The organism is Plantactinospora soyae (assembly GCF_014874095.1).
Lineage (GTDB): Bacteria > Actinomycetota > Actinomycetes > Mycobacteriales > Micromonosporaceae > Plantactinospora > Plantactinospora soyae.
In genome coordinates this window covers 3305372-3323998 of sequence record NZ_JADBEB010000001.1, presented here as the reverse complement: position 1 = coordinate 3323998, position 18627 = coordinate 3305372, and the positions used below count along the sequence as shown (strand labels likewise).

The 18627-nt window shown below is 70.1% G+C and carries 17 protein-coding genes, 1 tRNA gene and 1 other RNA gene; 5 read left to right on the top strand and 14 right to left on the bottom strand.

The genetic code is table 11. From position 1 onward, the window contains the following. Window positions 1–68: 68 nt before the first annotated feature. Together H4W31_RS14885 and H4W31_RS14880 are read right to left on the bottom strand one after the other, a co-directional pair. Window positions 69–141, bottom strand: a tRNA-Ala gene (locus H4W31_RS14885). Between the two features lie 92 nt (window positions 142–233). Further along, the gene (locus H4W31_RS14880) at window positions 234–788 is read right to left on the bottom strand and encodes a YqgE/AlgH family protein (RefSeq protein ID WP_192767203.1); all 555 of its coding nucleotides are present in this window, start codon (window positions 786–788) and stop codon (window positions 234–236) included. Between the two features lie 288 nt (window positions 789–1076). Here H4W31_RS14880 and H4W31_RS14875 point away from each other — a divergent pair, with 288 nt between their 5' ends. After that, complete coding sequence (locus tag H4W31_RS14875) at window positions 1077–1880, top strand: S-methyl-5'-thioadenosine phosphorylase (RefSeq protein WP_192767202.1); 804 nt, start codon at window positions 1077–1079, stop codon at window positions 1878–1880. A gap of 33 nt (window positions 1881–1913) precedes the next feature. On the opposite strand, the gene H4W31_RS14870 is transcribed toward H4W31_RS14875, so the two are convergent. The 9 genes from H4W31_RS14870 to pruA form a co-directional block, all read right to left on the bottom strand. Continuing rightward, entirely contained in the window at window positions 1914–2513 is a 600-nt protein-coding gene (locus H4W31_RS14870) for a hypothetical protein (RefSeq protein ID WP_225945533.1), read from the bottom strand. A 259-nt stretch (window positions 2514–2772) separates the two neighbouring features. After that, window positions 2773–3148, bottom strand: a transfer-messenger RNA (tmRNA) gene (gene ssrA, locus H4W31_RS14865). A gap of 195 nt (window positions 3149–3343) precedes the next feature. Next, window positions 3344–3820, bottom strand: a complete 477-nt coding sequence (smpB, locus tag H4W31_RS14860) for an SsrA-binding protein SmpB (RefSeq protein ID WP_192767201.1) — start codon at window positions 3818–3820, stop codon at window positions 3344–3346. 130 nt (window positions 3821–3950) lie between these two features. Beyond that, entirely contained in the window at window positions 3951–4826 is an 876-nt protein-coding gene (gene ftsX / locus H4W31_RS14855) for a permease-like cell division protein FtsX (protein WP_192767200.1), read from the bottom strand. A 103-nt stretch (window positions 4827–4929) separates the two neighbouring features. Next, on the bottom strand, window positions 4930–5610 hold the full coding sequence (gene ftsE, locus H4W31_RS14850) for a cell division ATP-binding protein FtsE (protein WP_192767199.1): 681 nt from the start codon (window positions 5608–5610) through the stop codon (window positions 4930–4932). Window positions 5611–5774: 164 nt separating this feature from the next. Beyond that, complete coding sequence (prfB, locus tag H4W31_RS14845) at window positions 5775–6896, bottom strand: peptide chain release factor 2 (RefSeq protein ID WP_192767198.1); 1122 nt, start codon at window positions 6894–6896, stop codon at window positions 5775–5777. Window positions 6897–7007: 111 nt separating this feature from the next. Next, the gene (locus tag H4W31_RS14840; protein WP_192767197.1) at window positions 7008–7523 is read right to left on the bottom strand and encodes a PadR family transcriptional regulator; all 516 of its coding nucleotides are present in this window, start codon (window positions 7521–7523) and stop codon (window positions 7008–7010) included. 384 nt (window positions 7524–7907) lie between these two features. Beyond that, a complete protein-coding gene (locus H4W31_RS14835) occupies window positions 7908–9029 on the bottom strand; it encodes a serine/threonine-protein kinase (protein ID WP_192767196.1) in 1122 nt (373 codons plus the stop codon). Between the two features lie 207 nt (window positions 9030–9236). Further along, complete coding sequence (gene pruA / locus H4W31_RS14830; protein ID WP_192767195.1) at window positions 9237–10865, bottom strand: L-glutamate gamma-semialdehyde dehydrogenase; 1629 nt, start codon at window positions 10863–10865, stop codon at window positions 9237–9239. Window positions 10866–11239: 374 nt separating this feature from the next. Between pruA and H4W31_RS14825 the strand changes: the two genes are divergently transcribed. After that, complete coding sequence (locus H4W31_RS14825; RefSeq protein ID WP_225945530.1) at window positions 11240–12541, top strand: hypothetical protein; 1302 nt, start codon at window positions 11240–11242, stop codon at window positions 12539–12541. A gap of 16 nt (window positions 12542–12557) precedes the next feature. On the opposite strand, the gene H4W31_RS14820 is transcribed toward H4W31_RS14825, so the two are convergent. Next, the gene (locus H4W31_RS14820) at window positions 12558–13070 is read right to left on the bottom strand and encodes a DUF6912 family protein (protein ID WP_192767194.1); all 513 of its coding nucleotides are present in this window, start codon (window positions 13068–13070) and stop codon (window positions 12558–12560) included. Between the two features lie 176 nt (window positions 13071–13246). Beyond that, window positions 13247–13708 carry a rhodanese-like domain-containing protein gene (locus H4W31_RS14815; RefSeq protein WP_192767193.1) on the bottom strand — a complete coding sequence of 154 codons (462 nt, stop codon included), beginning with the start codon at window positions 13706–13708 and terminating at the stop codon, window positions 13247–13249. 92 nt (window positions 13709–13800) lie between these two features. Here H4W31_RS14815 and H4W31_RS14810 point away from each other — a divergent pair, with 92 nt between their 5' ends. The 3 genes from H4W31_RS14810 (at window position 13801) to H4W31_RS14800 (ending at window position 15606) form a co-directional block, all read left to right on the top strand. Then, entirely contained in the window at window positions 13801–14283 is a 483-nt protein-coding gene (locus H4W31_RS14810) for an Lrp/AsnC family transcriptional regulator (RefSeq protein ID WP_192767192.1), read from the top strand. Between the two features lie 33 nt (window positions 14284–14316). After that, window positions 14317–14544 carry a helix-turn-helix transcriptional regulator gene (locus H4W31_RS14805; protein ID WP_192767191.1) on the top strand — a complete coding sequence of 76 codons (228 nt, stop codon included), beginning with the start codon at window positions 14317–14319 and terminating at the stop codon, window positions 14542–14544. A gap of 327 nt (window positions 14545–14871) precedes the next feature. Beyond that, window positions 14872–15606, top strand: coding sequence for an Rv3235 family protein (locus H4W31_RS14800; RefSeq protein ID WP_192767190.1), 735 nt, complete (start codon window positions 14872–14874; stop codon window positions 15604–15606). Window positions 15607–15701: 95 nt separating this feature from the next. Here the strand turns inward: H4W31_RS14800 and secA are convergent, their stop codons facing one another. Then, the gene (secA, locus tag H4W31_RS14795; protein WP_192767189.1) at window positions 15702–18581 is read right to left on the bottom strand and encodes a preprotein translocase subunit SecA; all 2880 of its coding nucleotides are present in this window, start codon (window positions 18579–18581) and stop codon (window positions 15702–15704) included. Window positions 18582–18627 lie beyond the last annotated feature (46 nt).

The window sequence follows — 18627 nt, the reverse complement described above, 5'->3', positions numbered from 1 at the left end:
AGACAGTGGTAGCCCTGGTTCCTCGGGATCACTCCCGACCAGGGCTACCGCCATGTCTCACACAAGGGTGGAGCCGAGGGGACTCGAACCCCTGACCCCCACACTGCCAGTGTGGTGCGCTACCAGCTGCGCCACGGCCCCTTGCCTACCTGCTACCCGGTCTCCCGGGCACCCGCGCAATAGTACACACCCTCACGACCCCGGTCATCCGAGGGGCTGTCGCGCCGCAGGGCTCAGTTGAGCAGTACGTCCGGCGGAAAGTGCGCGACCGCGGCCATGACCCCGCCCTGCCGGCGCAGCACCATCGGCCACAGGTCGTCCGGCCGTTCCATGAACGCGTCGCCGGGCAGGGCGTCCAGGACGAACCAGGAGCCCCGGGCGACCTCCTCCTCGACCTGTCCGGGTGACCAGCCGGAGTAGCCGGCGAAGACCCGGATCCCGGTGACCGCGTCCCGTAGCCGGTCGGGGTCGACCGAGAGATCCACCGTGCCGACCGATCCGGAGACCTGGTGGATGCCCTTCACCCGCTGGGTCGGCGTACGCATCCGGGCCAGGCAGATCGCCGACTCGGGCTGCACCGGCCCTCCCTCGAACAGCACCGCAGGGTCCCGGGCCAGCCCGCCCCAGGCGCCGAGCACCTCGGAGACCGGCACCTCGGTGGCCCGGTTGAGCACCACCCCCAGTGCGCCCCCCGCCTCGTGGGCAACCAGCAGGACCACCGTCCGGTCGAAGTTCGGGTCCTTCAGCGCAGGGGTCGCGACCAGAAGCTGCCCGGTCATCGACTCCATTGACCGTCCCCCGATCGCCTGCCCCTCGCCGAACACGCCAGCCACCGCTACCGGGCCGGCCCGAGGACCACGGACCGCTCCCCGGATCGCCGCCGCGTCGGACAGTCGGTTACCACGGCTCGGACCTTCGCCGGCCCTGTCGGATCCGCAGAATCGATGGTGATCCTGCGCGCAGTAAACGCCATGCCACGCACCATAGCTTGCGGAACTGGCGCTGGTTAAGGTCTGTTGGGCTAGTCCACAGAGCGCTTTCCCGACGATCCGCCCGTCGGAGGAGAGAGGCAGACCATGCATCCGCAGGCAGAAGTCGCCGTGATCGGCGGATCCGGACTGTACGCCCTGCTCCCGGACGCCACCGAGCACCGGGTCGAGACGCCGTACGGGCCGCCGTCCGATCCGATCACCGTCGCGCGGGTCGGCGGTCGGTCCGTCGCCTTCCTGCCCCGGCACGGGCGGGACCATCGTTACCCGCCGCACCTGATTCCGTACCGGGCGAACCTGTGGGCGTTGCGGGCGATCGGGGTACGCCAGATTCTCGCCCCGTGCGCCGTCGGCGGCCTGCGGCCGGAACTCGGCCCCGGCACCTTCGTGGTCCCCGATCAGCTCATCGACCGGACCAGTGGCCGGGCCCAGACCTACTACGACCGGGGTGCGGTGCACGTCTCGTTCGCGGATCCGTACTGCCCGGTCGGCCGGCGCACGGTGCTCGCCGCCACGGCCGGGCACGGGATCGACGCGCACGACGGCGGCACCATGGTGGTGGTGGAGGGACCGAGGTTCTCCACCCGGGCCGAGTCCCGCTGGTTCACCTCGATCGGTGGAGCGGTTATCAACATGACCGGGCATCCCGAGGCGGTGCTCGCCCGCGAACTGGCCCTCTGCTACACCGCCGTCGCGCTCGTCACGGACCTCGACGCCGGGGTCGAGGGTGGGCACGGGGTGACCCAGGAGGAGGTCTTCCGGGTCTTCGGGGAGAACACCGCCCGGCTCCGGGAGGTCCTGCTCGACGCGGTCGTCCGGCTGTCGGCCGAACGCGCCTGCCCGTGCCCGCACAGCCTCGACGGCATCAAGCTGCCGATCGAGCTGCCCTGACGGTACGGCGCCGGGGCAGCCGGCCTACGACGGTCAGGTTTCGCCGCCGATGTCCGTCTGGTACGCCTCGTAGACCAGGTCCGCGCCGCGCTGCCGGTGCCGGGCCAGCTCCCGGAGCAGATCCGTGGTCCAGTTTCGCAGCTCGGAGGCGGTGATCTCGGGCAGGTCGACCCGACGCTGGAGCGCGGTCATGGTCGCCTCCACCGCGGCATGCTCCCGGATCAGCACGTGTACGCCCCGAGCCAGCCGGGGCGCATGGTCCAGCAGTTCCGCGTAGAGCCCCTCCGGCCCTTCGGTCAGCACCATGTGTTCGACGAACGCCCCGCGCAGCCCGCCCAGGCGGTCGCCGACCCGGTGTCGCCACCCCGGCTCCCGGGCCGGCGCGGCGAGCGCCTGTTCCAGGAAGTGGATCTCACCAAGCAACGCGGCCCGATGACGTCTGGCCGCCCGCAGTGCCGCCACCTCAGGCCCCGTCGCCTCTGGCGCCACCACCTGAGGCGCCACCGCCCGAGGCGCCACCACCTGAGGCGCCACCGCCCGAGACGCCACCGTCCCGGGCCCGGCGGCGGACGGCTGAGCCTGCGCCCCGAGACCGGGACTCGACATCTGGTGCTGGATCGGGTTGGTCGACATGACACCTCCCGCAGAGCGGCACCTATGGGGTTGCAGCCCGATGGTGCGGCCGTTTGCGGCAGGATGTCCACCCTCGGAGGCCGGCTCATCTGGCCCGTTGACCCCATCCGTCCCGTTCGTCACACCGGCAACGCCCGACCCGGCCGCACCCGCCCGCACCACGCCGGCGCCGGCGCCGGGAGGTACGAAAAACAGCGTCGGGAGGTACGAGAAACAGCTGCGCCCCGGTCCTGTGGTGGACCGGGGCGCAGCCAGCGATTCGTGGAGGTGCCGGGAATCGAACCCGGGTCCTTCGTCGCCTTACCAGGGCTTCTCCGAGCGCAGCTCGCTATGCCTCTACTCGGCCCCTCCGATCACGCGAGCGAGTCGGTGTGACGGGCCCAGCCGCTGATTAATCTCGCCGCGCGAACCCCGCGACCGGGTTCGGTTGGCCAGCCTCCTAGCTGATGCCGGCTATCTGGGTCGAAGGCAGTCCCAGGCCGACAGACTTGCTACTCGCCTCAGGCGGCGAGAGCGAAGTCAGCGCGATTGTGCTTGGCGCTTTTAGTTTTCCGACGACCGATTCTCGAGACGACGTCGGCTTCCTCGGCTCGCTTCCCCTGCCGCAACGTACGAAGTCGAAACCAGTCACCCCCTGTGTCCCGTCGGCTCGCTACCGGACCGACGGAGGTTGCTACCGATCTTTTCGGCCGCACCCCAAGCCTAACGCCTGGCGTCGCCGACTTCATTCCAGATACCGGCTCGCCACACCGCCGAACCGGACAACCCGTGGGTAACGTACGTCACAGGCGTACCAGCGGACGATATTGCCACTCCGGGTGCCGGGACGGTCACTCCATCCCCTTGCCACGCCGGCCCGCCGCCCGGAGGATTTCCCGTTCGGCGTCCCGCTTGGCCAGATCCTGGCGCTTGTCGTACGACTTCTTGCCCTTGGCCAGTCCGATCTCGACCTTGGCCCAGCCGTCGGAGAAGTAGACCGACAGCGGCACCAGGGTCAGGCCGCTCTCCCGCAGCTTCCCGAGCACCCGGCTGATCTCCTGCCGGTTGAGCAGCAGCTTCCTGGTACGCCGGGGCTCGTGGTTGGTCCAGGTCCCCTGGGTGTACTCCGGAATGTGCATGCCGTGCAGGAAGAGCTCGCCGTCCCGCTCCTGGGCGAAGGCGTCGACCAGGGACGCGTGGCCCGCGCGCAGCGACTTGACCTCCGTACCGGTCAGAGCCATGCCCGCCTCGTACGTGTCGAGGATGGCGTAGTCGTGCCGCGCCTTGCGGTTGGAGGCGACGACCTTGCGCCCCTTCTCCCGTGGCATCGGCGCCACACCCCTCTCGTTCCGTGAACAACCGCGCAATGCTACCTCGCGACACAGGGCCCCTGGCTCGCGCTTTTTGCGCGGGCAGGGGCCCTGCGAACGGTCTGACAGCCGATGGAGCCTAGGAAAACTAGACCCTCAGGTAGAACCGGAGCGTCACCCAGGCGGTACCCGCACTGACCAGGCCACCGACTCCGGCCATGAACGGGAACATCAGCAGTACGGTGCTCCACTCGATCGGGGTGAGCAGATCGGTGAGGTCCCGCAGCGACCCGTCGAGCAGGAAGATCTTGCCCAGCACGAGGGCGCCGAAGCCGATGATCGCGCCGAACAGACCGGCCACCACCGCCTCCAGCACGAACGGGGCCTGGATGAACCAGTTCGAGGCACCGACCAGCTTCATCACCGCGACCTCGCGGCGCTTGCTGTAGGCCGCCACCTGAATCGTGTTCGCGACCAGCAGCAACGCGGCGATCGCCATCACCGAAGCCGACGCCAGAGCCATGTTCTGGATCGCGCCGAGGATGCTGAAGATCTGCTCCAGGAGGCGACGCTGGTCGATGATGTCGTCGATGCCCTCCCGGTCCTTGTAGGCGTCGAAGATCTGCTGGTACTGCTCCGGGTTGACCAGGTTGACCCGGAAGGACTCCGGAAGCTTGTCCGCCTGCACCGCCTTGACGAGGTCGGGCGAGTCCGCGAACAGCTTCTGGAACCGCGCGAACGCCTCTTCCTGGGACTCGTACTTGACCTCCCGGACCAGCGGGTTGGCATCCAGGTCCGTCTGGAGCTGGGTACGCTGCTCCTCGGTCACACCGGCATCGAGGAAGATCGACACCTCAATGTCCTTGTAGTACGCGTCTTTCATGGCGTCGACCTGGAGGTACATCAGGCCGCTCGCGCCGAGCATGGTCAGTGAGACCGCCATCGTGATGATCATCGCGATGGTCATGGTCACGTTGCGCCACAGCCCGACCATCACCTCGGACAGGACGTATTTCAAGCGCATCGGGGGGTTCCTTCCGGATCTCCGCTGGAGTCGTTCGTCGTCGAATCAGGGCCGGGTCCCGGCTCGGATCGGGGGAGGTCCGACCGAGCCCGGCGCGGGCCGGTCAGCCGTAGACGCCCCGGGCCTGGTCACGCACGATGCGGCCACTCTCGATCTCGATGACACGACGGCGCATCTGGTTGACGATGTTGGAGTCGTGGGTGACCATCACGACCGTGGTGCCGGTGCGGTTGATCCGGTCCAGCAGGCGCATGATCTCGATCGAGGTGTCCGGGTCGAGGTTTCCGGTGGGCTCGTCGGCCAGCAGGATCAGTGGCCGGTTCACGAACGCGCGGGCCACCGCGACACGCTGCTGCTCACCACCGGAGAGTTCGTGCGGGTACCGGTGCTCCTTGCCGCCGAGCCCGACCAGTTCCAGCACCTCGGGCACGACCCGGCGGGCGACCGCCTTGGTCTTGCCGATGACCTCGAGCGCGAAGGCCACGTTCTCGTACGCGGTGCGGTTGGGCAGCAGCCGGAAGTCCTGGAAGACGCAGCCGATCGAGCGCCGGAAGTTCGGGATCTTCCACGAGCGCATCCCGGTGACGTCCTTCTGGTTGACGACCACCCGACCCTTGTTCGGGGTCACCTCGTGCAGCAACAGCTTGATGATTGTCGACTTGCCGGAACCGGAGGGACCGATGAAGAAGACGAACTCACCCTTCTCGATCGAGACCGACACGCTGTCGAGCGACGGTCGGGACGCCTTCGGGTACGTCTTCGTCACTTGCTCAAGCTCAATCACGGGTGGTGAGTCTACGCGTCGTAACGAAAAGGCCAAGAGCGGAGCCCGGCCTGTCCGACCGACATTTGTGGCGAACCTGCGCTGCGTCGAGCCTTGCTCACGCCCCGCACATGAAAACGATCGCCGTCATCGACGCACCGCAGTTGTCCCGACGCGAGCCGTGTTCACGCCGCGTCACTGGCGAGCTGGCGCTGCTTCCGCCAGCGGATCCCGGCCTCGATAAATCCGTCCAGATCGCCGTCAAACACCGAGGACGGGTTGCCCGTCTCCTGCTCGGTACGCAGATCCTTCACCATCTGATACGGATGCAGGACGTACGAGCGCATCTGGTCGCCCCACGAGCCGGCGGCGTCGGTCTTCAGGCCGTCCAACTTGGCCTGCTCCTCCTGACGCTTCCGCTCCAGCAGCCGGGCCTGGAGCACGCGCAGCGCGGACGCCTTGTTCTGGAGCTGGGACTTCTCGTTCTGGCAGGTGACGACGATGCCGGTGGGCAGGTGGGTGATCCGCACCGCCGAGTCGGTGGTGTTCACACTCTGTCCACCCGGGCCCGACGAACGGTAGACGTCGAACCGGAGATCGTTTTCCGGAATGTCGATATGGTCCGTCTGCTCAGTAACTGGCAGCACCTCGACCCCGGCGAAGCTGGTCTGCCGGCGGCCCTGGTTGTCGAACGGGCTGATCCGGACCAGCCGGTGCGTACCCGCCTCGACGCTGAGCGTGCCGTAGGCGTACGGGACCTTGACGGCGAAGGTCGCCGACTTGAGGCCGGCCTCCTCCGCGTACGACGTCTCGTAGACCTCGGTCGGGTAGCCGTGCCGCTCGGCCCAGCGCAGGTACATCCGGAGCAGCATCTCCGCGAAGTCGGCCGCGTCCACCCCGCCGGCTCCGGCCCGGATCGCGACCAGCGCCTCCCGGGAGTCGTACTCCCCGGACAGCAGGGTACGAACCTCCATCTCCTGGATCGCCTTGGTGAGCCCGACGATCTCCGTGTCGACCTCGCTCAGCACTCCCGAGTCGGCCTCCGCCTCGGCGAGTTCCAGCAGCACCCGGGCGTCGTCGAGCCGCGAACGGAGGCTCTCCAGCTTGCTGATCTCGCCGTTGACGTACGACAGCTTGGAGGTCACCTGCTGGGCCCGGTCCTGGTCGTCCCACAGATCCGGCGCGGAGGCCGCCTCCTCAAGCTCTGCCTTGGCCCGACGCAGACGGTCAACATCGAGGACGGCCTCGATGTTGCGCAGCGTCGCGTCAAGATCCTTAAGTTGGTCGGAGTACTCGGCAGCGGTCACGACAGTCAAGAGTACTGGTCGTCCGGGGGACCGGGCCGGCGCCGGCAACGAACCACCCCGGCGCGTCCGCCGGAGGTTGGCGCGACCCCGATCTCACCGCCGCGGACCCGCTCAGCCGACCGGCGCGCTCTTCAGCCAGGACAGCGCCGCCTTGTGGTACGCGACCGCGAATTCCAGGGCGGCGGCGCCGTACGAGTCACCGGCCTTCTTCGCGTCCCGGGCCTGCTCCCGGGCCGACGCCAGGGCCTCGGTGTGATAGTCGTTCGCGCTGCTGACCAACGTCCGCATCTGGGTGGCCGAGTGCTGCGGGCCGAAGGCGACCCGGAGCGCGGTCGGGTTGCGCACCGTGTCCCGGCCGGGCATCTCGGTCAGCCAGCGAGAGAATGTCCGTTTCCCGGCCGCCGTGAGCGCGTACGGCTGGCTGGACCGGGGGCCCGGCTTGCCGAGCCGGACCAGTCCCTGGTCGGCCAGCGCCGGCAATTCCCGGTAGACCTGGCTACGGGTCATCGACCAGTACGGCGCCAGGCGTCGCTCGGCGGCGGCCATCAACTGGCCGCCCGTCATCGGTCCTTCGTGGAGCAGCCCGAGCAGGGCCGCCGCGGTGGGGTTGATACCAGTATCCGCCATGCCCTCCACGCTGCCACTTTGCCGGCGCCGCGTCCAGGATTTGGCACTATCCGTGCCACTAATACCTCCATTGTGCACTGTCTTTGCCCGACAGTCAGATGAGGACGATCAATGGATGGGCCCCGGCGCGGCCCTCGGAGGGGCGCGGGCGACGCGGGCGGCCGATCGGCGCTCCGGCCGTCCGGTGGGACCGCTCGCCGCTCGGGGTCCCGGCCCGACAGCGCGCCCGCTCGGCGTCCCGGCCCGACACGCGCCCGGTCGCGCGGGTCGCCGGTCGTCCGGACGGTACCTGCCGATCGGCCACTCCCGGACCATGACGCTCCGGTTCGGGACGGCTGCCCGAGCCGGTGCGGGCGTCAGCGCAGCATGTGCCAATTGGGGAGATTAGTAGACTTTCACCGGGTATGTGGCGGATTGCCGGAAGCTGCGGACCGGACACCACCGCTCGCCCGAAACCACGACCACCGGCGCCGGTTCCGCCGGATCGGTCTCGGCCGAACCCGACCACCGGCGCCGGCCCGCGCCGCACGCCGTACCGGCCGTGCCGGCGGTGGAGTCCGAAGATTCCGACGTACGCGGGAGCGGCGCGGCACGGTTCGTCCCGAGGCCCGGACCGCCGACCCGGGCGGTACCGGTCGCCGCGCCGGTCCGCCGGGGCCACCAGGTGACCTGGTCGGCGGCCGGGCGGGGCAGCGCGGTGATCCCGTCCAGGGCCGGCTCCATCCCCCGCAGCCTGGCCGCCGCCCGCTCCGCGCCCGGCCGCCGGGCCGGATCGGTCGCCAGGCAGTCCTCGACGAACTGCCAGACGACCGGCGGCAGACCGGGCGGCGGTACCGGCCGGCAGTTCCGGTGCCGGTCGAGCACCTGGGCCGGCAGCCCGCCCCGGTACGGACTACACCCGGAGACGAGTTCGAAGAGCACGATGCCGAGCGCGTACACGTCGCTGGCCGGGGTGACGGGAGCGCCGACGATCACCTCCGGCGCGACGTACTCCGGGGTGGCCTGAGTGGTCGGCAGGCCGGAGTCCGCCCCGACCCGGCGGGCCGCCCCGAAGTCGACCAGCCGCACCAGTCCACCGTCTGCCGGCACGAGGAGGTTGCCCGGCTTCACGTCGCCGTGCACTATGTCCCGCCTGTGCAGGTACGCCAGCGCCCCGGCGAGCTGCGCCGCCACCTCGGCCGCGATCGCCGGCGGAACCGGCCCGGTACGCCCCAGCCGTCGACGCAGGTCCTCGCCCTCGATCAGCTCCATCACCAGGGCCCGCTCCCGGCCCTGCCCGAGTACGTCCCGGGACCGCACCAGACCCGGATGGTCGAGGCTGGCGACGACCTCCGTCTCGGCCTGGAAGCCCGCCACCAGGTCAGGCCGGACGGCAGCCTCGGGACGCAGCATCTTGACCGCCACCGGCTCTCCGTCGCACAGGTCGACCCCGCGCCAGACGATTCCGATCGCTCCGTACGCGACCTCCCGCACGAGCCGGTAGCGGCCGCCCAGCACCCGATCCATCGCGTTCCTCCCCTGGCCGGTCGCCGTCCGTCGGGCCTCGTGGCCGAAGGACGGTCACCTTCCGTTGTCTGGAAGTGACGCTAAGACGATCGGATCGGGTGCTGGACGGGCGCGGCGGGGCCTGGCACGAACCGGGGACCAGTGGACCGGCCCGGGGTCGGGGCGGACCGGAACGGAACGCCGCCGGCCGAATACGAATCGGTCCGGTCAGCCCATGTGCGGGTAGCGGTGGTCGGTCGGCGGCGCGAAGGTCTCCTTCAACGTCCGGGGCGACATCCACCGGGCCAGGTTGTGCCACGAGCCGGCCTTGTCGTTCGTGCCGCTCGCCCGGGCGCCCCCGAACGGCTGCTGCCCGACCACGGCACCGGTCGGCTTGTCGTTGATGTAGAAGTTGCCGGCGGCGTACCGCAGCGTCTCGGTGGCCCAGTCGACCACCCGACGGTCGGTGGCGAAGATCGAGCCGGTGAGCGCGTACGGCGCGATCGACTCCGCCTGCCGTACCACCTCCTCGAAGCGGGCGTCGTCGTAGACGTGCACGCCGAGGATCGGCCCGAAGTACTCGGTGGTGAACGACTCGTGTCCGGGATCGTCGCACTCGAACAGGGTGGGCCGGACGAACCAGCCCACCGAGTCGTCGGCGGTGCCACCGGCGACGATCCGGCAGGAGGGATCGCTGGAGATCATGTCCAGTGCGGCGGTGTGCCGGGCGAACGCCTTGGCGTCGATCACCGCACCGCCGAAGTTGGCGAAGTCGGTGACGTCCCCGTACGCCAACTCCCCGGCGGTGGCGGCCAGCCGGTCCCGCAGGCCGCCGTGCCAGAGCGAGCGCGGCACGTACGCCCGGGATGCGGCCGAGCACTTCTGCCCCTGGTACTCGTACGCCCCGCGGATCAGCGCGGTGTGCAGCGCGTCGGCGTCGGCGCTCGGATGCGCGACGACGAAGTCCTTGCCCCCGGTCTCGCCGACCAGTCGGGGGTAGCCCCGGTAGTTCGCGATGTTCGCCCCGACGCCCTGCCACAGCTTCTGGAACACCTTGGTCGACCCGGTGAAGTGGATACCGGCCAGGTCGGGGTCGGCCAGCACGACGTCGGAGACCGCGATGCCGTCCCCGGTGACCATGTTGATCACGCCGGGCGGCAGGCCGGCCGCCTCGAAGAGCCGCATGGTGAAGTGCGCCGCGAGCTGCTGGGTCGGCGCGGGCTTCCACACCACGGTGTTGCCGACCAGGGCGGGCGCCGCCGGCAGGTTGGCCGCGATCGCGGTGAAGTTGAACGGCGTGACCGCGTAGACGAAGCCCTCCAGCGGCCGGTGGTCGAACCGGTTCCAGACTCCGCTCGACGACATCGGCTGCTCGGCGAGCAACTTACGGGCGAAGGCGACGTTGAACCGCAGGAAGTCGATCAACTCGCAGGCGGCGTCGATCTCGGCCTGGATGGCGGTCTTCGACTGGCCGAGCATGGTCGCCGCGTTCAGCGTGTCACGCCAGGGGCCGGCGAGCAGATCGGCGGCACGGAGAAAAACGGCAGCGCGGTCCGCAAAGGACAAATTACGCCACATCGGGGCGGCTTGCCTCGCGGCCGTCACCGCCGCCTGCGCATCCGCGTTGGTTGCGTTGTGGGTGACCCCCAGCACGTGCTGGTGCCGGTGCGGCTGCACGACGTCGATCGCGGCACCCGCGCCCATCCGTTGCGTACCGCCGATCGTCATCGGCAGCTCCCGCCGCTCGGCGGCCAACTCGCCGAGCCGGCGCTGCAGGCTGGTCCGCTCGGCACTGCCGGGCGCGTAGTCGCGGACCGGCTCGTTGTGCGGCTCGGGTACGGAGAGAACGGCGTCCATGGCATGCTCCTGGGCGATCTCGACAACGTCGACGAAATCGGACCCGCCGGTGCCGACCGGTCGGCCGAACACCCTGACCCGGACCCCGGGGGATACCGGAGGTACGGGGGCGGGACCTGCGCCAATCCTTTCATGGTCGGCCCTGCTCCCCGGCTCGCCAGTCCCTCTCCGCGCGATCGCCCGTACGTCCCCGTGACCCGCCGCACATCCCTCGGGCAGCGCCGCCCGCGGCCGACGTTCGTCCCGACCGGTCCGCACCGGCACCACGCCACCGCTCCGGCCGCCCCGCGTACGCTGAGGGGCCGGCGGCTGTGGTCTGGTCGCAGCCCCCATCGCCGCCCCGTCGACGCGGCCGGTCACCTGCTGAAGGGGAGATGATGACGAAAGAGTCCGGCACAACCGCGATCTCTGATCGGGATCAGCCGGTCGACCTGGAGTCGCCGCCGGCCGCCACCGCTCCGCTGCCGCCAGCGGCACCCGGTGCCGTTGTGCTCGCCCTGCTCTCCCTGGGCTGGCTGGCCGCGATGCTCTGGTCGGCCAAGGCCGAGATCTCCTCCTCCGGGGTCGACTCGATGGCGATCGCCTCGGCCGCGTACGCCCTGCCCGGGGTCATCTCGGCGAGCCTGGTCAGCGGCGCCGCCGTCAGTCTCGCCCTGGCCAACCTGCTGACCCGGTTCGGTGTCCGGCGCACCACGCCACGGTTCGCCGCGGCGCTGGCCGCCGGACTCGCCACCGGGCTGCTCTCGGTGCTCGCGTTGCGCCTCAGCTACGGCGACGGATCGACGATCATGATCATCGCCGGCAGCATCGCGGCGGCGGCGACCGTCGGTGGAATCGCCGGCGGGTTGCGCAGCACCCTGGTGGTGGGCGCCATCGTCGCCGCCATGCTGGCAGTCTTCGCGGTCGGCTTCGCACTGAGCTACTTCAAGAATCCGGTGCTGTCCTTCTACGGCGCCAGCGCCACCGATCCCGAGCGGTACGAGAACGCCATGAACCTGTTCCGCTGGACCGGCTCGCTGGCCGGCGGACTCGCCGCCGGCCTGCTGGCCTTCGGCTACCTGCGGATCGCCGGGCGGGTCACCCCGGCCACGCCGCCGCGCTGGCCGGGGTACATGATCGCGGGCGCGGGCGCCGGTCTGTTGCTGCTCACCGCCGAGGTCATCACCCGGACCGCCGGCGCGGAGATGCTCCGGATGGCCAGCGCGATCAGCGAGATCGACCGGAGCGGACAGGACTCACTCGGTGGGTCCCGGCTCAGCCACGCGATGGTGGTGCTCTTCGTCGGCGCCCTCGTCGCCACCATCGGCTTCGGTCGGACACTCCGCCCGGCCGAGGAATCGGCGACCGGTGGGGAACCCGAACTCCGGGACCGCGACCAGGACGGGATGCCGGACGACCGGCCTGCGGACGACGGGATCGACGCCGATACCGACACCGACACCGGAGCCGAGGCTGACGCCGACACCGGAGCCGGAGCCGCAGCCGCAGCCGCAGCCGCAGCCGACGAGGATCGAACGAGGATGCCGACGACGACGGCCGACGAGATCCGGGCGTCGAAGACCGGCGAACCGACCGCCGTGGACGGTGGCGGGACCGAGGGTGCGGGCCGCGCCGAGGCCGGGGAGGACCACGAGCCAGCCGACCGACCCGAGCCGGTGGCCGGAGCCGGTCGCTGACCCGGACCGGTCAGGGTCACTTCATCAGGTCGGAGAGCTCGTCGAGTTCCGTCGGGGCGTACCACTCCAGTTCGTGGTCCTCGACCCCGTCCACGGTGAACTGCGCGTCCTCGTCACCCGACAACGCCTGCTCGACCACGGCCACCGCCGCCGTGACATCGTCGACGGCGTCGACGCCGTCCACGTGGATCGCGGCGACCGTACCGATCGCGATCCGGCCGGTCAGCCGTACGGTGCTGGCGCCGAGTTCGAGGTCCTCCCGCCGTACCGCCCCGGGCGGGAGGTCCGCGGCGACCACCACCCGTCGCCGGGCGGCTCCGGAATCGGCGTGCAGCAGCCGCAGCGCCTCCTGGGCGGCCCGGGTGAAGGCGACGTACTCCAACTCCTCCTCGTCCCCCTCGGCGTACCACTCCCGCAGTTCCGGGGTGACCGCGTGTCCGTGCGGGGCGAGGATCCACCCCTCCTGCCGCAACTCGGCGAGCATCGGCACGGTGCCCGGGACGTACACCCGGACGAGCTGTTCTGCCACGCTGATCTCCCCGCTCGACGCCCGCTCGCGGCGACTCCGCCGCGTCCAACGCCTGATCATGTCCGGCGCCGTACCTGTGGTACACCCGCGACGCTAGTACACCCACGGCGTGCCGGGCGGAAGCGGATCCCGGGTCGTGTCGGGTCGGAGCCACGGCCCGGGACGACCCGGTCGGCTCAGCGTCGCAGCGGAGCGGTCAGCGGGTCGACCGCCCCGGTCACCGTCCCGGTCTCGGCGACCTGGACCGGAAAACCCTCCCGGATCCAGTACTCGATGCCACCGATCATCTCCTTGACCTGATAGCCCCGGCCGGCCAGCGCGTGGGCCGCCTTCGTCGCGCCGTCGCAGCCCGGCCCCCAGCAGTAGGTCACCACCGGAACAGCCCGGTCCAGCAGCCGGGCGGCGCGCAGCGGGATCATTCCGGTGGGGAGATGGATCGCGCCGAGGATGTGGCCCTGCCGCCAGGAGGCGAGGTCGCGGGTGTCCACCAGGACGAAGCCCGGCTCGTCCCGGCCGAGCGCGGCGTACACGTCGGAGACGTCGGTCTGCACCGCCAGCTTGGCGGCGAACCAGGCGGTGGCCTGGTCGGGAGCGGCCGGCGGCGTGGCCAGCACCGGGTTCGGGGAGGTCGTCGTCATGCCCAAACGGTACGGCCGCAGGCGCGACCCAGGAACGACCATCGCGCGGCATCATGGTGGATCGGCCGATGATTCAACGGTATCTTGGGCGGATGGCCACTGATCCGCCGGCACTCGACGCGACCGACTGGCGACTCCTGACGGAGCTGCAGCGCAACGGACGGGCCAGTTTCGCCGACCTCGCCCGGCTGGTCGCGATGTCGCCGAGTGCCGTCGCGGAGCGGGTCAGGCGGCTCGAAGAGGCGGGGGTGATCTCCGGCTACCGGGCGGTGGTCGTCCCCGAGCAGGTCGGGCTCGGCATCCTCGCCCTGGTCCGGCTCCGCTATCCCACCGGGAACTACCGGCCCTTCCACGCGCTGCTCGACAGCACGCCGGAGATCGTCGAGGCGCACCACGTGACCGGCGAGGACTGTTTCGTGCTCAAGGTCGTCGCCCGGTCCATGCGCCATCTTGAGCAGGTCGCGGGCCGGATCAGTGGACTGGGCGCGGTGACCACGAGTGTGGTCTACTCCAGCCCGCTGGCCGGGCGGGACCTGACGGCGGAAGCGGCCACACCGCAGTCGATGGCAAACTAAGGCAACCGCCGTCCACCGACCGGGAGTTCGCCTGTGGAGCCGAGGTTCCTGCTGTTGTCCGACGTCGCCGCCGAGCTGAACGTCTCGGACTCGCAGGTCTACCACATGGTCCGCAGCGGGGAACTGCCGGCGATCAAGATCGGTGGCCGGGGCCAGTGGCGGGTCGAACGTGCCCGGCTGGAGGAGTACATCGCGCGCAAGTACGCCGAGACCGCCGACTGGGTCGCCGACAACCCGCTGGTCGACCGGGTATCCGAGTAGTTCTCCCGCGCCACCGGACTTTCCTGCGCCACCGGACTTTCCCGCGCCGGGTCTGACGCAGCCGCCGCCCATGCCGGTCACGGCGGCCTCCGTTGCCGGTCACCACGGCTTCTCTCGCCGGGCGGGGCGGCGTACGTCGCCGGACAGGCCGGCGTTTCCTGTCGGTCGGGGCGGCTACGGTCTCGACCTGACCGGCCAAATCGCCGAATCGCCGGGTCACAGGCTCACCAGGTCACCGGAAGCCATTGACGACGGGCAGTGAGTCCGCTAGAAATTAGCGCGTCGGAGGCAAACGAAAGCAAACGCAAGATCATGGGAGGATTCGTCATGCCCCTCGCACGCGGCCGGTCCCCGGCTCGCCCCTCCGTGCGACTTCGACCCGTGCCACCCCTCGATCCACCCTTCGACGACGAGTACGCCCCGGAGATCTGGTCCGACCCGACGACCGGCCGCGCCACCGACTTCGACCCGACGACCGAACGCGCCATCGACTTCGAGCCGACAAGCGACCGCGCCACCGACTTCGAGCCGACAAGCGACCGCGACTTCGAGCCGACGACCCGCCTCGTCGCCACCGCCCAGCCGAGCCGCGCCGTTCCCGCCCGCCGGCCGGTACGCGCGGTGCCCGTCGCACGGGTGGGCGACCCGGTTCCGCCGGAGTGCGGGGCAACCGGCGGACGGGGTCCCGCCGCACCGCTGCCGGAGGCGCTCGCGGGCGCGACCCCCGAGGCGAGACACGCGGCGCGGCGGTTCCTCGCCACCTGCCTCGAAATCGTCAACGGCTACCGCCCGGCCGGGCACGTCCGCCCGCTGTCCAGCCCGACCGAGGCCGCCGGCATCGTCGAGCAGCTCGCCGCCGCCACGACCCGGATCGGCGGCCGACGCCAGCCGGGGCAACCGGTCCGTACCCTCCGGGTGCAACGGCTCCGGGTCTGCGAGCCCAGGCCAGGAGTCGCCGAGGCCGCCGCAGCGGTGGGTGTCGCCGGACGTACCTGGGCGGTGGCGTTCCGGATCGAACGCCGTCGGGGCAGTTGGGTCGGCGTCTCGGTCGACGTGCTCTGACCTGCCGGGTCTCGAAGGGCCTGCCGCGTCACCAGACGGACGTACCCCGGTCGCTCGACGGCGACCGGGGTACGGGGTGGATCAGGCTGTGCCGCTCAGGCGCCGCCGCCGGGCGCCCCGTGGCAGCGCTTGTACTTCCGGCCGGAACCACAGGGGCACGGCGCGTTGCGGGACGGCGCGTTGGCCGCGCCGGGCTGCCCCTGCTGGGCAGGGCGCCGGGAGGCCGACGAGGGTACGGGCGGTCCGCCCACCCCGAGCGCCGGGGCCTGCGGCTGCGGCTCCGGGCGTTCGACCGCCACCCCACCGGTCGCCGGGGCTTCGCCGTCGATGGTCGGCGCCGAGTACTGCAACCCCTGGGTACGTGGTGCCCGCCCGAGTCCCTTGGCCCGGATCTCGACCGGCGGATCCGTCTTCATCGGCATCGGCGACGGGCCCGCAGGAGCCGGGGCCGGAGCCGGGCTGGTCTCCTCGACCTGGACGTCCAGGTTGTAGAGGAAGCCGACCGTCTCCTCCTTGATCCCGTCCATCATGGTGGCGAACATGTCGAAGCCCTCACGCTGGTACTCCACCACCGGGTCACGCTGGGCGTAGGCGCGCAGCGTGATGCCCTCCTGGAGGTAGTCCATCTCGTAGAGGTGCTCACGCCACTTACGGTCGATGACCTGGAGCAGCACCATCCGCTCCAACTGACGCGTCGCCTCGGTGCCCAGTTCCTCCTCGCGCCGCTCGTACGCCGCGAACGCGTCCTGCCTGAGCTGTTCGAGCAGGAAGTCGGCATCGAGGGTGTTGCGCTCGCCACCGGACTCCTCGACGAGGTCCTCGACGGTGACGCCGACCGGGTAGAGCTGCTTGAGGCTGGTCCAGAGCTGGTCGAGATCCCAGTCCTCGGCGTAACCGTCCGAGGTCGCGCCGGTGACGTACGCGCTGACGGTGTCGTCGATCATGTGCTGGACCTGGTCGTTCAGGTCCTCGCCGTCGAGCACCCGCTTGCGCTCGGCGTAGACCACCTGGCGCTGCTTGTTCATCACCTCGTCGTACTTGAGGACGTTCTTCCGGATCTCGGCGTTCTGACCCTCGATCTGGGCCTGAGCGCTCTTGATCTGCCGGGTGACCATCTTGGACTCGATGGGCACGTCCTCGGGGATGTTGAAGCGCTCCATCACGGCCTCGACCGCTCCGGCCCGGAACCGCTTCATCAACTCGTCCTGGAGCGAGAGGTAGAACCGGGACTCGCCCGGGTCACCCTGCCGGCCGGACCGGCCCCGCAGCTGGTTGTCGATCCGGCGGGACTCGTGCCGCTCGGTGCCCAGCACGTACAGGCCGCCGACGGCGGTGACCTCCTCGGCCTCGGCGTCGCAGGCGTCCTTCCACCGGGGCAGGATCTCCTCGAGCGCCTTCGCGTAGTCGTCGGCGTGCTCCACCGGGTCCAGGCCGCGCTGGCGCAGTTCGGTGTTCGCCAGGTACTCCGGGTTGCCGCCGAGCAGGATGTCGGTGCCTCGACCCGCCATGTTCGTCGCCACCGTGACGCCGCCCTTGCGGCCCGCCTGGGCGATGATCTCGGCTTCCTTGGCGTGGAACTTGGCGTTCAGCACGGCGTGCGGGATGCCCCGGCGGCGCAGCAGCTGGGACAGGATCTCGGAGTTCTCCACCGAGACGGTGCCGACCAGGACCGGCTGGCCCAGGGCGTGCCGCTCGGCGATGTCCTCCACCACCGCGTTGAACTTGGCCTTCTCGGTCTTGTAGATCACGTCCGGCTTGTCGACCCGGATCATCGGACGGTGCGTGGGGATGCTCACCACGCCGACCTTGTAGACCTTGTTGAACTCGCCGGCCTCGGTCTGCGCCGTACCGGTCATCCCGGACAGCTTGCCGTAGAGCCGGAAGTAGTTCTGGAGGGTGATCGTGGCAAGAGTCTGGTTCTCCTGCTTGATCTCCACGCCTTCCTTGGCCTCGATCGCCTGGTGCATGCCCTCGTTGTAGCGGCGGCCGTGCAGGATCCGACCGGTGAACTCGTCGACGATCAAGACCTCGCCCTCGGTGACGACGTAGTCCTTGTCGCGCTTGTAGAGCTCCTTCGCCTTGATCGCGTTGTTCAGGTAGCCGACCAGTGGGGTGTGCACCGACTCGTAGAGGTTGTCGATGCCGAGCCGGTCCTCCACCTTGGCGACGCCGCGCTCGGTCACCGCGATGGTCCGCTTGGCGTAGTCGACCTCGTAGTCGCCCGCACCCTCCTTGCCGGACTGCAACCGGGCCACCACCCCGGCGAACTCCGAGTACCAGCGGGCGGAGTGCTCGGCCGGCCCGGAGATGATCAACGGCGTACGGGCCTCGTCGATCAGGATCGAGTCGACCTCGTCGACGATCGCGAAGTTGTGACCCCGCTGTACCAGGTCCTCCTTGGTCCAGGCCATGTTGTCCCGGAGGTAGTCGAACCCGAACTCGTTGTTGGTGCCGTAGGTGATGTCGGCCTCGTAGGCGGTCCGGTGCTCGACGGACGGCCGGTTCGGCAGGATCACCCCGACGGTCAGGCCGAGGAACTGGTGCACCTGGCCCATCCAGGCCGCGTCCCGCTCGGCGAGGTAGTCGTTCGTCGTGACGATGTGCACGCCCTTGCCGGAGAGCGCGTTCAGGTAGGCCGGCAGCACCGAGGTCAGGGTCTTGCCCTCACCGGTCTTCATCTCGGCGATGTTGCCGAAGTGCAGCGCCGCCCCACCCATGACCTGTACGTCGTAGTGGCGCTGGCCGAGCACCCGCGATGCCGCCTCGCGCGCCGTAGCGAAAGCCTCGGGCAGCAGGTCGTCGAGGGTTTCCCCGTCCGCCAGCCGTTCGCGGAACTGGTCGGTCAGACCGCGCAGTTCCTCGTCGGTGAGGTTGACGTAGTCGTCCTCGATCGAGTTGACGGCAGCGGCGATCGCCTTGAGGCGACGCACCTGGCGCCCCTCGCCCGCGCGGAGGACCTTTTCCAGAATCGACACGGATCAACGCTCCCCTAGACAGTCTGCCGAACCATCGTAGGCGCAT

Coding starts and splice junctions, on each gene's coding strand:
- H4W31_RS14880 (WP_192767203.1), bottom strand. CDS start 788: ATGGAGTCGATGACCGGGCAGCTTCTGGTCGCGACCCCTGCGCTGAAG.
- H4W31_RS14875 (WP_192767202.1), top strand. CDS start 1,077: ATGCATCCGCAGGCAGAAGTCGCCGTGATCGGCGGATCCGGACTGTAC.
- H4W31_RS14870 (WP_225945533.1), bottom strand. CDS start 2,513: ATGTCGACCAACCCGATCCAGCACCAGATGTCGAGTCCCGGTCTCGGG.
- smpB (WP_192767201.1), bottom strand. CDS start 3,820: ATGCCACGGGAGAAGGGGCGCAAGGTCGTCGCCTCCAACCGCAAGGCG.
- ftsX (WP_192767200.1), bottom strand. CDS start 4,826: ATGCGCTTGAAATACGTCCTGTCCGAGGTGATGGTCGGGCTGTGGCGC.
- H4W31_RS14840 (WP_192767197.1), bottom strand. CDS start 7,523: ATGGCGGATACTGGTATCAACCCCACCGCGGCGGCCCTGCTCGGGCTG.
- H4W31_RS14835 (WP_192767196.1), bottom strand. CDS start 9,029: ATGGATCGGGTGCTGGGCGGCCGCTACCGGCTCGTGCGGGAGGTCGCG.
- pruA (WP_192767195.1), bottom strand. CDS start 10,865: ATGGACGCCGTTCTCTCCGTACCCGAGCCGCACAACGAGCCGGTCCGC.
- H4W31_RS14825 (WP_225945530.1), top strand. CDS start 11,240: ATGATGACGAAAGAGTCCGGCACAACCGCGATCTCTGATCGGGATCAG.
- H4W31_RS14815 (WP_192767193.1), bottom strand. CDS start 13,708: ATGACGACGACCTCCCCGAACCCGGTGCTGGCCACGCCGCCGGCCGCT.
- H4W31_RS14810 (WP_192767192.1), top strand. CDS start 13,801: ATGGCCACTGATCCGCCGGCACTCGACGCGACCGACTGGCGACTCCTG.
- H4W31_RS14800 (WP_192767190.1), top strand. CDS start 14,872: ATGCCCCTCGCACGCGGCCGGTCCCCGGCTCGCCCCTCCGTGCGACTT.